Here is a 13,199-nt window from a genome sequence, read left to right on the forward strand (position 1 = left end):
AATCTAAAAAAACTATTGTTGTTAACAAAAAAAGCCCTCATTCATTGAGGGCTTTTCTTATTTCTTATATTAAAAACATTTATAATAGACAGAATTTACATTTATGCTTCAGGTGTTCTCCCGTGCCAATCCAAGAAATTCGTCATCCGCTCATTCGTCATAAATTAGGTTTATTACGCCGTGCAGATATCAGCACGAAGAACTTCCGTGAGTTAGCGCAAGAAGTCACAATGTTACTGACTTATGAAGCAACCAAAGATTTACCTGTTGTAGATCACGAAATTAATGGCTGGAATGGCCCGGTGACAACCCAGCGTATTGCAGGTAAAAAAATTACTGTTGTACCAATTTTACGTGCTGGCATTGGTATGCTTGATGGTTTCTTAAATCTTATTCCAAGTGCAAAAGTTTCTGTTCTTGGTTTAGAGCGTGATGAGGAAACATTAGAAGCACGTACATACTATAAGAAATTGGTACCTGATGTACAAAACCGTATAGCGATGATTATTGATCCAATGCTTGCGACTGGATCATCATTGGTTGCTGCTATTGATGTCCTTAAAGCGAGTGGTTGTAAAGATATCCGAGTGATGGTTTTGGTTGCAGCACCAGAAGGCATTAAACGTGTGGAAGAAGCACATCCTGATGTTGTCATTTTTACCGCAGCTGTAGACAACGGTTTAAACGAGAATGGTTATATCGTTCCGGGTCTTGGGGATGCTGGCGATAAAATTTTTGGTTCTGTACAAAAAGATTAAAATTTGATTAAATTATAGAGGAGGCTAAGGCCTCCTTTTTTATTAAGATTTTGATTCAACGATAAATTTAAAAAAACTAATTACTAAGAATCAATCTTTTTTATGCTGGGGAAATAACATGTTTTACAGGGGTGTTTTACATTCGTACGACCCTGCATTGAAAGCAGGAATTATCAAAATCAATGATCATGATTTTGATGTACATTTCGTATTGAATGACATGGCAAATTCCAGTATCGCGCCTCAAATTGGTGAGCGTGTGAAATGTATCGTGGTCGATAAAGACGACCAACGTCATGCAAAATTTATCGTGCGGTTGGACAATAAACATGCACGCGTCGAACAACCCTTGAATCAACTTTTTTATCGTGCGCACGAAGATTTAGAAGGTGAGTCTAAGAAGTTTGAACAAGAGCTAGATGAGCTGATCGAAAAGCGTCTTGCAGATCAGGAAAGTACGCTTGACTCACAAACACAAATCCAAGATTTTGAACTAAATTTTAATACACTGAGTAAAGAATCAATCGTGTTGGATGGTTCTGGTGCTGAACATCATGCAGATCAAGTTTCAGATCCAGTATCTAAAATTTCCTTAGGTGAACCTGTTGAGGAAGAGCAAATTAAAGAAATGCTCGAATCAAAGCCAAGTCGCCGTGTGCCAGTCTTAGATGAGTCAGCTGTCGTACCACTTACGAAAGTTCAACCATTGAATGAGAGTACGCCTGAAGAGAACGTAGATGATCATCTACCCGAGCCAACCCATGCAAAAGGGCGCCCACCAAAAGTTGTACGTAAAGAACTCCCTGATGTTAAAACGCATTTTCAATTAAAATTTAATGCGCAAAAATTCATTACGAGTTCGCGTGTTGATGAATTCGGAGCTGATAAAAAATCAAAGAAAAAAGCCAAGAAGATAAAAGATCCAAACAAGCAATTTAATCCATGGATATTTGCAAGTATTGTCCCTATTTTAGTGTTCATTAATCTGGGTGTTTGGGGATTTCAAAAATATGAGCAATACAGAGAAGAGCAAGACGCAAAAGCAAAAATTTATGCGGTAGAACAAGAACACATTATCAAAGAACAAAAGAAAGAAGCTGAGAAATAAAAAAAGCTCCAATGAGGAGCTTTTTTTATTAAGCATCACAGAATTTCATAAAGGCTTTTAAACCAGGTCCCTGATATTTTTGACGGTGTACTAACATAAATAAAGGGCGTGTGAGTTGCCAGAACGGCGTTTCTAAAATCACCAGTTGCTGTTTCTCTCTTAATGGTTCAATGGCTAATTTTGAAATACATGACATGCCTAAACCACCAGCAACAATTTTCAAAATAGCTTCATTATGACCCAAAGTTAAACGAATATTGGCATTCGGTAAGTCTTGCAGGATTGCGTTGTCAAAGACTTCACGAGTCCCTGAACCTTCTTCACGTAAAATCCATTCAGCCTGTTTAAAGTCTTCAATGGTCAGAGGGCGGTCTAATTTCGCTAGGGGATGATCTGGTGAGCAACACACAGCAAGCTCATCATCACGCCAGTGGATCGATTGTAATTGAGGTAAGTGACATGAACCTTCAATAAGGGCTAAATCAAGTTGGAATTGATTAACAGCTTCAATCATTTGACGCGTATTGCCCACTTGAAGTTGCAAATGTGCTTGTGGTTGTAATTGAAGAAAATCAGCCATTAAATCAGGCATCAAATAATCACTAATGGTCAAAGTCGCCCCAATACGGAGATCAATACTTTGAAGCTCGCCTTTTGCCGCTTGTTCAAATGATTCACATCGACCTAAAATTTCAAGCGCCTGTGGGAGTAAAAAACGACCCAAGTCATTCAGTTGAAGTCGTTTTCCTAAGCGATCAAATAATGGTGCACCGAGACCATCTTCAAGATCTGCTAACGCCATACTTGCAGCACTTTGTGTGAGTCGTACAGCATCACTTGCTTTAGTTACTGTACCCTCTTGAGCGACAGCTACGAAAACAGCCAGTTGGCGTAATGTCATGCGCATGAATGAAGCCTTAATGTGAAAAAATATTAATAAATTATATTGTCATGCTACCATGAGCGCAGTCTGTCATGCCACGTAGAAATTATGTCAATTGAAAAATTTAGCGTAGAAAAAGTCCTTTCTGTACATCGTTGGACCAACACTTTATTTAGCTTTACCATGACGCGTCCCGCACATTTTAAATTTACCGCAGGGCAGTTCGCGCGTATTGGTTTGAAAGTTGGCGATGATTTAGTGGTACGTGCGTATTCTGTCGTTTCATCGCCTTTTGATGAAACCTTAGAATTCTTTTCAATTGTTGTACCAGATGGTGCTTTTACATCAAATTTACAACATCTCAAAGTTGGTGATGAACTTTATTTGGAAAAGATTCCTTATGGATTTTTGACGTTAGCACGTTACCAGTTACCTATGCCAAATGACCTGTGGTTATTGGCGACAGGCACGGGGCTCGCACCATTTATTTCTATGTTGCAAGACTTTGAAGTATGGCAAAAATATAAAAATATTCATTTGGTTTACAGTGTGAGAACAGCAAGTGAATTGGCTTACGTAGACCGAATTCAGGAAGTCGCGGATACCTTTGGTGAAGGTCATACAGGATTTAAATTTGTGCCAATTATTACACGTGATCCAAATGCACCATTGCATGATCGATTGCCAGTATTGATCGAAAATAGAGCGTTAGAGAAAACCGTAGGTGTCGATTTTAATCCGCAAACGTCACATATCATGCTGTGTGGGAATCCCCAAATGGTTGAAGATACAAAAGAGGCACTGAAAGCCCGTGGTCTAACCATGAATCGCCGTGGTGAAGGAAATATTGCAGTAGAGAACTATTGGTAAGTCCTAATCACCCTCTCCCTTTGGGAGAGTGAATTACGGCACAAAAAAAACCTCCATCTCGGAGGTTTTTTTCTAATTACATAGGAATACTATGCGACATACTTAATGGACAAACATATCCATAAATTCACGAATCTCTTGAATCGCAGTATCGACATCACTCGTGAGCCAAGTCGGTTCAAATAAACCTGCATAATGTTCCAAACGATCGTGTGGAACCACTAAACGAATTGGGCATTCTTCCTCGAGTAAACGCCAAGGAATAATGGGCACTTCATTATCTAAGAAGCAAGCGATGTTACGAATGTCGATGATCATGCCGTTGACACATTCAGGAAAGGGCATCACTGAAAATTCTTCAGTGCGACGGCGGAAATACTCTAAGTCACCCCACTTCAGCACATAGCTTGGTTTCGTAAACTCAATAATTCCAATCAAATGCCCATCACGGGTATGATGCAAAGAACAGGCATGAGTGACATCTGTGTCTAAATCTAAAGAGACACTTTGTCGGCGATAGGTCATACAGATCGACAATAAAAATGAGGAGGGTGCATATTATACTCTATTTTGCATCACAGCTCATGTGCTTTGATCGGTACGAATTGATAATGTTTTTTCACACAAAACAACATGATAGATTGCTAGTATAAAAAATCATCAAAATACATAAGAGGGGCATCATGGTAGATCAATCCAATCATCCGACCCATAATGATCAAAAGAAGAAAAGTAAGATCCCAGTGTATATTCTGATTATCGTTGGTATTTTTTTAGCAGCCTTCATTTTCTATATGCTCGCTGATCGTGAACCAACACCAGGTCAAATTCCTGCTGATACGACTATTCCTGCAACTCAAGATAATGCAGATACAGCAACGGCAACAGATTCAGCAGTGGATAATACCGTTACTGCGGTCGCAAACGATCAATAAACCACTACACTTTTCATGTTTAAACCCAGCTTAGGCTGGGTTTTTTCTTGATTTGCAACAATGTGTTGTATTTATGATGCTTTGAGTTGATTAAAAAATATTCGAAATTTATGGTGTGATGACGCGATCGAAAAATGATCTAGGGAAAGGAATTAAATCAATCGTAATTCAGAACACTTAACATAAGAAGAGGCGTAACCAATGAATGATGAATATAACGGCTTCACTCGAAATGGGGGCTTTGATGCAATGTATTATTGGGAGCAATTCCAACCAATTATTGCTGCAGTGGCCATTTTACTCATAGGATGGATCATCGCTTTAATCGTTGCCGCAGGGGTTAAGAAGGTACTTGCAAAATTAAATACCAATCAAAAATTGAGTAGCGCGACAGGACATCGCTCAAATATAGAAAATATCATCTCCAGAGTCGTTTTCTGGCTGATCCTCATTATTGCTGTTATCGGTTCACTCAACGTTTTAAACCTGACCAGTGTGAGTGGTCCGTTTAGTAATATGGTTCAACAATTCTTACTATTTATCCCACAATTATTGGCTGCGGTAGCAGTTGGTTTTATTGGATGGATCGTAGCAAATTTAGTCAAAGTTGGATTAACTCGACTACTCAGTCGTACACAATTGGATGAAAAGCTCAGTCAAGACGTTGGTGTGAGCTCATTTAGCCAAAATATCAGTGAAATTGTTTACTGGCTCATTTTATTGCTGTTCTTACCGATCGTGCTGTCTATTTTGGGCTTAAATGGTTTGTTATATCCAGTTCAGAATATGGTGACTGAAGCCGTTGCATACTTGCCAAATATCTTTATGGCAGGTGTGATTTTATTTGTTGGTTACATTTTGGCAAAAATTGTACGCGGTATTGTCGAAGGACTACTTTCAAGTTTGAATGTTCAACAGCAAGCTGAAAAAATCGGAATTTTTAAAAATTCCAATCTGCCTAAGCTATTAGGATCATTTGTATTTGCCTTAGTCATCATTACTTCAATGATTATTGCGTTTGAGGCTTTGGGTGTAGACGCGATTTCACAACCAGCAACAGCAATGTTGTATGAAATTATGAATGCAATTCCGCATATCATCGCAGCAGGTTTAATCCTGATCATTGCTTATGTGGTCTCACGTTTCGTATCTAATCTTGTGGTTGAAGTAATCGCTGGGACAGGTATTGATAACATTCCTCAAAAGCTCGATATGCAACGCTTTTTGGGTCAAACCAAAATATCAAAAGTTGTCGGTCATTTGATTGTATTCTTCACCATGCTCTTTGCGGTGTCTGAAGCTGCGAATCGTTTGGGCTTCGATCAAATTAGTGATTTGATTGCGATGTTCATTTATTTCGGAGCGAATGTACTTTTAGGTGCAGTTATCCTCGTCATTGGTTTCTGGTTAGCAAATCTTGTTGCCAATGTGGTGAAGCGTGGTGAGACCAATAGCGCACATTGGTTAGCGAATCTTGTCCGAGTACTGATCATTGGTTTAGTCGTGGCAATGGGCTTGCGTGCAATGGGAATCGCTGACTCAATCGTAAACTTAGCCTTTGGATTAACACTTGGAGCGGTTGCTGTCGCTTTTGCGCTTGCTTTTGGTCTAGGTGGTCGCCAACCTGCAGAGCGATTGTTGACTGACTTAATCGATAAAGCGAAATCTGACGCGAATAAGCCAAGACCAAATCAGCCTGAACAAGTCACTCCACCACTTACTGAGCAAATGGATGCTTCAACTGTTGCGGAAGAATATCAAGACGAAGACATTCCACCCACGCAAATTGATGTAGAGGCACCAACTCAACCATTGAATAATCCTTATGGATCTACAGGAGAGTCGGATCAAAATACACCATCAAAAAATGACCCTAAATAACATGTAAATTTGTGTCAGGATCAGTCAGCATGGTTTGGCTGATCCTCATGAAAAAGAGTAAAAATTATGAGTAAGAAATTTAATAAATTATTCGCCCCAATAGTGATTGCGGGTATCACCGTGGGTTTTTTAGCAAGCGCTTACCGCTTTGTTTTTGCAAATTCAAAAGCTACTGAAAACAACAGACTCAATACACCATCTATTGATGATGTAGTAACAGATCCAACCACACAAATGATTGATTCAACTGATACCAACGCCCAAAGACCCTCATAAATTACTTCCTTTAGAAAAGATAAATCAATAATGAAGCATTCGATTGATCAATAGGGACGATATTCAAAGAGGGCAAAGGATGCCCCCTTTAATGAAAAAATGAACAATACTCGTTGTTAATTAGACATACTCAGATGCGGCATGTGCAGATGACCAAGCCCATTGAAAGTTAAATCCACCTAAATGGCCAGTTACATCGAGTATTTCACCGACGAAGAAAAGTCCTTTTTGCTTTTTACTTTCCATTGTTTTTGAGGAAACTTCAGTGGTATCAACTCCACCTAAAGTCACCTCAGCCGTACGGTATCCTTCAGTCCCAGAAGGTTTAACTTCAAATGCATGAAGGCGCTGGGCAATCGCCTCTAACTTCTCATCACTGATATTACCGATTGATATTTCAGCTTGATCCATCCAAATCAACTGTTGCAATTCAACTACGACACTCTTGGGTAAGTGTTCAGCGAGTAAGGTGCGGAGTAACACTTTAGGTTGATTTTGTTTTCTAGTTTTAAAAAAATCCAAGAGATCAAGACTCGGTAAAAAGTCGACTTTAAAACTTTGACCCACATCCCAATAGTTTGAGAGCTGTAAAGAACTTGGACCACTTAAACCACGGTGCGTAAACAAGAGTGCTTCAGTAAAGCTATTGAGATGATTGCTTAATGTCGCTTCAACAGCATTGCCACTGAGTCGTGTCGTCACTTCTTTGAAACCATCAGAAAAAGTAAAGGGGACTAGACCTGCACGAGTCGGATAAACATAGTGTCCAAATTGCTTAGCAATCTCATAGCCAATGCCTGAGCCTCCAAGCGTCGGAATTGAGAGACCACCAGATGCGACCACGACAGATTCAACTTCAAAATAACCTAAATTGGTTGCTACTTGAAAACCGTGCTCCTCAAAAGCGTTGACGGCTTTCACCTCGCAACTGGTTTTGATGTCGACTAGACCAGTTTTGTCACATTCAGCCAGTAACATGGCTAAGATTTCTTTCGCGCCGTTGAGGGTAAAGAGCTGACCGTGTTTACGTTCTTCGTATTCAATGCCATATTCGCAGACCAAGCCAATGAAATCCCAATTGGTATAACGAGTGAGTGCTGAGATAACAAAATGTGGGTTATGTGAAATATAGTTATCAGGCTCAACATACAGATTGGTAAAGTTACATTTACCGCCACCTGACATGAGAATTTTTTTCCCCACTTTATTGGATTTTTCAACCACCACGACACGACGCCCACGTTGAGCAGCCATATATGCGGTCATTAAACCAGATGCACCCGCACCTATTACTAAAACATCGTATTGCTTGGAAGACATGAAAATAATCAAAAAACGAAACAGCGCAATTATAACGGTAAATTAAGATGAACTGAGCATTATCGGATTAATTCAAGCGAACAGAAGCAGAAGCAAGATCAACTAAATCGTTCGACCTTGAAGCCCGCCCGAATGAATGACTAAAACTTTAGCGTTTTTGGGGAAATAGTTTTGTTGTATAAGATCATGAATGCCAAACATCATTTTTCCGGTATAGACTTGTTCAAGTGGAATACGGTATTCATATTCAAACTTTTCAATAAATTGAATCAGTTCAGGTCGGGTTTTGGCATAGCCTCCGAAGCAATAATCATCAGTGATATGCCAGTTGTTTTTACCCGTCAGTAGTTTTACTTCATCATTCAGAAAATTGCCTTTTAATGCAGAAAATCCAATAATTCTTTGACGGTTTAAACTGCGCTCAATCAATCCTGAAATCGTACCGCCTGTTCCGACAGCACAACAAATGAAGTCAAAGGTCTGATCAGCATCTTTTAAAATTTCTTGAGTGCCCTGAATGGCAAGCGAGTTGGTGCCACCTTCTGGAATTAAATAACTTTCAGGAAAGCGTTGCGCTAAGTGAGCTAAAAACTCAGGATCATTTTTGTGTCGATATGCTTCTCGTGAGATAAAATGCAGCGCCATACCAAAACGTTCTGCGGTGGCGAGGGTGTGATTGCGGGCTGAGTTTTTGAGCTCTTCACCACGAATGATCCCAATAGACTGAAAGCCAAATTGATGCGCAGCAAACGCTGTGGCGGCAATATGATTTGAATAAGCCCCACCAAAGGTCATTACTTTTTGAAAGCCTTGACGTTTTGCCTCAATAAAATTGTATTTCAGTTTATAAAACTTATTTCCAGAGATATGTGGATGAATTTGGTCTAAACGGCGTACGGTGATGTTTAAACCATTTAAAGAAATTTCCTGATCTTGAACCTGTTGGGCAATCGTATCAAACATAGTGCGAGTATTTGGTTTTTTAAGAGTATATCGGATTTCGAATCTTAGCTCTTACTTGGAGAAATTGAAAAACAGTGAAAAATATGTTTAAAAAATAATCAAAAGTGCTAATCTGAAAGAAAACGGAATTTTGGGAGGGTGGGATGAAGCAATCTCTATCCATTTTATTATTGGGTTTGTTTGTTTTAACGGCCTTAGGCTGTGAGCAGGACTTTCTAAACAAACCGAAAACTGAAGCACGAAGTATGATTATTGCTGGCGTACCTGTACAGGAAAGGGACTATCGTTTGTCTCCGCACGAAACTGCATATAATGAAGCACTGTCAGATGATGATTAGCATGACTTGGCTATTTTTATAAAATCAATTGTATTTAATTTATACAGTAAACTAATTCGCTAAAAATAATAAAATAAATAGTGAATAATTTTAATATTTAAAAAAATCACTCAAATAATTAGGGAAATATTCATAAGGCTTCCAAGTAGAATAACGCGATAAATCAATCATCTACTATGGAATTAATGTGGAATCAATTTGGATTTTAGGTTCGATTGCAGCAGCACTTTTACTGGGCGCAATGAGTCCGGGGCCGACTTCAATCTATGTCGCTAAAAATTCAATCGCTATTTCGCGTAAACATGGTTTATTTACTGCACTGGGAACTGGTCTCGGTGCTGCGATTTTTGGTTTATTGGCAGTATTAGGCTTACAGGCATTCTTACTTGCAGTGCCTTCAGCATATTTGGCTTTGAAAATCTGCGGTGGATTATATTTATTGTTTTTGGCATATAAAATTATTAAACATGCCAAAGATCCAATCGAAGCTGATCATTCTGCATCGCATCCGATGAGTTTACGACGTGCATTTACCACAGGCTTAATTACTCAATTGTCGAATCCTAAAATTGCCATTGTACTTGCCAGTATTTTCACAGCTTTATTACCCAAAGAGATTCCGTTGTATTTTTACTTTGTGTTACCAATGCTGTGCTTTTTTATCGATGCTGGTTGGTGCTCGTTGGTGGCGGTTGCTTTATCAGCAGAAAAGCCACGTGCGGTGTATTTAAAATTTAAGAAAGTATTTGATCGTGGTGCGGGCATTGTGATGTCTGTGCTCGGATTGAAATTGATTTTTGGTGTGAAGTAGATCACATTTTTAATCTTGTCTAACAATTTTTATGATCTGACCTGAATTCACATTTGCCAGTCCTGATCAGCTATAAAGAACTGAGGAGAGGTTGTTTAGGGTGTAAACATCTCTCATTGTTTGTGAGTTTGTTATGTATTCTCTCCTCAGTAGTCATTCAAAAAATAAAAGTCTACAACAAAAGTTCTACTATCAATTGGGTCAAATGGCCAAAAACCTTTTGGGTGCAGTAGAGCCAGAAGAACAAGCACTTTTACCGCGCGAATATAATTTAGACGCGCATGTTTTTCATCGTCAATTCGCGAGTACGCATTATGGAATCATGATTCCAGATTTGCCTGAGCCTTTTCGATATCTGTCCTATGCTTCTGTCATTGGTGATGTCGGTGCGAAGATAACGCATTTACCCAAGTCGATTTCGGGTCTTAGTCCTGAAAATACCGCTACTTTGGTCCATGGAACAGCCTTATCGACAGATGAAGAAGCCTTTCGCATTTATAACATTCAAGACGAAATTGTATTCCATCAAAAGCCATTTAAGGTTGAGTTTGGTCGAGAATCTTTCCTTGCTGAAATAGAAGGGAGTTATCATCTAGTATCTGAACGTGATGATCTGCAAGTTGATCTTTGGTTAACCCCAACGCCTGCCATTACGTGGTTTGCACATAGCATGTTATATCAGCACTTTAGTGTATTGATGCAATATGACGGTCATTTGACCCAACATGGAAAACGTGTTGAAGTTAAAGGGTTATGTACACTGGAACATTGGAAAGCAGTCTCAAGCTCAATGTTGCCGACTCCCATTAAACCGACCACAGGATTGGTGCCTTTAGACAGTTTTAGTTATCAAGTCATCAACATAGATGATGAGTCACAATTGGTCTTGGCCTATATCGGTTTTGCAGGTGAACCTACTTATACCGCCGTGTCTTATCGCCATATTGATGGTACTTCTATTCAATATGATGGTGAGGTTGCTTTTCAAGTGATCGCATTAAAGCCTGATCCGAAAATAACACCTGACGGTTTTGAAATGGAGGTGCCTCAGTCTTTCAGATGGATTGCACATCATCAAGGTGAGAAAGTGTTAGATATTCTTGCGGTGGCAGATACGGAATATTGTTATGGTTTAGCTGCAGGTTATGTGAGTTCTTATCAGTGGAGTGGTTTGCTGAATGGAACTGAACGTAAGGGGCGAGGTTATGTTGAATATATCGACCGAAGACAGAACGTAAATTTAGACACCTAATTTTTGATTTAAATATGCCCATAAAAAAGCCTCTAAACGTATTAGAGGCTTTTTTAAAATCTTATTTCTTACATTCAGGCTGTGAACGGTCAATTACTTGTGTACCTTCTACACGATAACCAATTTGACCAACAATGAATGCTTGATTCAATTGAGTGATCACCACATCAGAAAGAGCCACAGCGCAACGATTTTTTTCAATAGCACGATCTACAGCAGTTTTAAAGTTTGGAACCCCTAAAGGGAACAAGACAACTGGGACCTTATCTTCACCTGTTACACGTTCACCTTTCACGAACTGATTAGAGTTAAGATTGTAGTTTTTAGTTGAAGCAACTGTCATATCCGCCATACGAACTGAACAGCCTGTCGCCAATACTGAAGTTGCTGCGATAATTGAAATTAATAATTTTTTCATTAGTTTACCCCCGTTTTTAAGCGAGGGAACTTTAAATAAAAATACTTGAAATTTCAACCATTGCGTGACTTTAGTTTAATCTTTAAAGTGAACTGGCACCCACTGATAGCTTTGTCCATCTTTGGAATAAATGTGCCCAAGCCCCGGGAATGGTAAATGCGGTGCTGCAATCAACTGTCCATCTTTGGCATATTCAGCAAAGTACTTTAAGCGAGTTTGGATTGCCGTTTGTGGATCGATATCAAACTCAATCGCGGTTTCAGGTTTGTCGAACTGCAAGGTATGTGAATGTACGATGTCACCAATAAACACCACTTCTTGTCCATCAGCTTTCAATTTAAAGCTGTAATGTCCTGGTGTATGACCAAAGGATGGTTTAAATTCGACATCGCCGAAGCGTAAAGATTTGTCTGAGAAGACTTTAATCTGTTTGGCTTTTTCATATGGTGCAAGCGCTGCTTTGATTTTTTCTACTGTTCCTAAAAAACCTGCTTGTTTGTCTTTTGGTAGTTTTTTAACCGTATTTGGACTCATCCAATAGTCATATTCCGTTTTTGAAATATGCAGGGTGGCGTTTGGATAATTCGCTACGCCATTGTTTGAAATACCGCAAACATGGTCAGGGTGTAAGTGAGTGAGGAAGATGCCATTCACTTGCGTAGGCTCATAGCCCGATGCTTTAAGGTTGTTATAGATTGAACCTAAATGAGTGCCAAAGCAGCTAGCCGCACCGCTGTCGACCATTAAAAGTTGATTGCCTGTATTAATGAGAAAGGCATTGACTGAGGTTTGGATGCCTTTGTCATTCACCGCAGCGTATTTTTTAAGAATCTCGGTTTTTTCACTGTCGCTTAAGCCTTTAAACATAGATGGATTGAGGTAGTTTGTACCATCGAGTAGGGCGGTGATTTGGGTATTACCGATTTGGTGATGGTAGTAGCCAGCGACTTGTTTTTGCGCTGGGATGGTAGTGGGTTCAACTGCTTGGGTGGTGAGGGCTGTGGTGCTTAGAGCAAATATAAAGAATAAGGGTTTTAAAGTTTTCATATGTTCTTTTCGGTTTTAAGGGATTGCTTCTTTTTATCATATTTATCGCGAAAAATTAAAACTAGTGGAATGCTCCTTCTCCCTTTGGGAGAAGGTTGGGATGAGGGAATTCTAATAATTAAAATGTTTGCCTTACTTTTGTCGGGGCAAAAGTAACAAAACCCCTTTGTTCGTTAGAGGGCACGTCCGTGTGCCCCTAACGAACGGGCGACATCCATGTCGCAAATTATCTGATCGAATATTGTTTTGGAGTTTAAAAAGAATTTTCTTTTTATAGGCGAGGCCTACATTGAGGTTTATTATTTTTAAGGTTTAATTAGTATGCGAATTAGATTAAAA

The 13,199-nt window shown here is 39.4% G+C and carries 15 protein-coding genes; 9 read left to right on the forward strand and 6 right to left on the reverse strand.

Annotation, left to right across the window (positions count from 1 at the left end; translation table 11 throughout):
* The first annotated feature begins 122 nt into the window (after positions 1-122).
* Together upp and AC1M9E_RS03070 are read left to right on the forward strand one after the other, a co-directional pair.
* Positions 123-758 carry a uracil phosphoribosyltransferase gene (gene upp, locus AC1M9E_RS03065; protein ID WP_035267277.1) on the forward strand — a complete coding sequence of 212 codons (636 nt, stop codon included), beginning with the start codon at positions 123-125 and terminating at the stop codon, positions 756-758.
* A 118-nt stretch (positions 759-876) separates the two neighbouring features.
* Positions 877-1,866 (forward strand): hypothetical protein, encoded by a 990-nt coding sequence (locus AC1M9E_RS03070; RefSeq protein ID WP_488225012.1) that lies wholly within the window; start codon positions 877-879, stop codon positions 1,864-1,866.
* Between the two features lie 28 nt (positions 1,867-1,894).
* Here the strand turns inward: AC1M9E_RS03070 and gigC are convergent, their stop codons facing one another.
* On the reverse strand, positions 1,895-2,773 hold the full coding sequence (gigC, locus tag AC1M9E_RS03075) for a LysR family transcriptional regulator GigC (RefSeq protein WP_481587293.1): 879 nt from the start codon (positions 2,771-2,773) through the stop codon (positions 1,895-1,897).
* Between the two features lie 84 nt (positions 2,774-2,857).
* Between gigC and AC1M9E_RS03080 the strand changes: the two genes are divergently transcribed.
* Positions 2,858-3,619, forward strand: coding sequence for a ferredoxin--NADP reductase (locus tag AC1M9E_RS03080; protein WP_035267285.1), 762 nt, complete (start codon positions 2,858-2,860; stop codon positions 3,617-3,619).
* 102 nt (positions 3,620-3,721) lie between these two features.
* Here AC1M9E_RS03080 and AC1M9E_RS03085 read toward each other — a convergent pair whose 3' ends face one another.
* Entirely contained in the window at positions 3,722-4,144 is a 423-nt protein-coding gene (locus tag AC1M9E_RS03085) for a hypothetical protein (protein WP_481591597.1), read from the reverse strand.
* Between the two features lie 158 nt (positions 4,145-4,302).
* On the opposite strand from AC1M9E_RS03085, the gene AC1M9E_RS03090 reads away from it, so the two are divergent.
* The 3 genes from AC1M9E_RS03090 to AC1M9E_RS03100 all read left to right on the forward strand — a co-directional run bounded on the left by AC1M9E_RS03090 (position 4,303) and on the right by AC1M9E_RS03100 (position 6,711).
* Positions 4,303-4,554, forward strand: coding sequence for a hypothetical protein (locus AC1M9E_RS03090; protein WP_035267289.1), 252 nt, complete (start codon positions 4,303-4,305; stop codon positions 4,552-4,554).
* Between the two features lie 201 nt (positions 4,555-4,755).
* Positions 4,756-6,435, forward strand: coding sequence for a mechanosensitive ion channel (locus AC1M9E_RS03095; protein WP_488225013.1), 1,680 nt, complete (start codon positions 4,756-4,758; stop codon positions 6,433-6,435).
* 66 nt (positions 6,436-6,501) lie between these two features.
* Positions 6,502-6,711 (forward strand): hypothetical protein, encoded by a 210-nt coding sequence (locus AC1M9E_RS03100; protein WP_481591599.1) that lies wholly within the window; start codon positions 6,502-6,504, stop codon positions 6,709-6,711.
* Positions 6,712-6,831: 120 nt separating this feature from the next.
* Here the strand turns inward: AC1M9E_RS03100 and AC1M9E_RS03105 are convergent, their stop codons facing one another.
* Positions 6,832-8,031, reverse strand: coding sequence for a BaiN/RdsA family NAD(P)/FAD-dependent oxidoreductase (locus AC1M9E_RS03105; RefSeq protein ID WP_488225014.1), 1,200 nt, complete (start codon positions 8,029-8,031; stop codon positions 6,832-6,834).
* Between the two features lie 102 nt (positions 8,032-8,133).
* The gene (locus tag AC1M9E_RS03110) at positions 8,134-8,994 is read right to left on the reverse strand and encodes a 1-aminocyclopropane-1-carboxylate deaminase/D-cysteine desulfhydrase (RefSeq protein ID WP_481952252.1); all 861 of its coding nucleotides are present in this window, start codon (positions 8,992-8,994) and stop codon (positions 8,134-8,136) included.
* Positions 8,995-9,137: 143 nt separating this feature from the next.
* On the opposite strand from AC1M9E_RS03110, the gene AC1M9E_RS03115 reads away from it, so the two are divergent.
* From AC1M9E_RS03115 to AC1M9E_RS03125, 3 genes are all read left to right on the forward strand, one after another.
* The gene (locus AC1M9E_RS03115; RefSeq protein ID WP_035267295.1) at positions 9,138-9,332 is read left to right on the forward strand and encodes an NF038215 family lipoprotein; all 195 of its coding nucleotides are present in this window, start codon (positions 9,138-9,140) and stop codon (positions 9,330-9,332) included.
* Positions 9,333-9,519: 187 nt separating this feature from the next.
* Positions 9,520-10,143, forward strand: coding sequence for a LysE family translocator (locus tag AC1M9E_RS03120; RefSeq protein WP_180028051.1), 624 nt, complete (start codon positions 9,520-9,522; stop codon positions 10,141-10,143).
* 133 nt (positions 10,144-10,276) lie between these two features.
* Positions 10,277-11,395: a DUF6670 family protein gene (locus tag AC1M9E_RS03125; protein ID WP_481587289.1), complete on the forward strand. Its 1,119-nt coding sequence runs from the start codon at positions 10,277-10,279 to the stop codon at positions 11,393-11,395.
* A 61-nt stretch (positions 11,396-11,456) separates the two neighbouring features.
* Here the strand turns inward: AC1M9E_RS03125 and AC1M9E_RS03130 are convergent, their stop codons facing one another.
* Positions 11,457-11,813, reverse strand: a complete 357-nt coding sequence (locus AC1M9E_RS03130; RefSeq protein WP_035267298.1) for a hypothetical protein — start codon at positions 11,811-11,813, stop codon at positions 11,457-11,459.
* A gap of 75 nt (positions 11,814-11,888) precedes the next feature.
* A complete protein-coding gene (locus AC1M9E_RS03135) occupies positions 11,889-12,860 on the reverse strand; it encodes an MBL fold metallo-hydrolase (RefSeq protein ID WP_481587288.1) in 972 nt (323 codons plus the stop codon).
* Between the last annotated feature and the right edge of the window lie 339 nt (positions 12,861-13,199).

The sequence above is a fragment of the Acinetobacter sp. 24-47-47 genome, assembly GCF_057737035.1.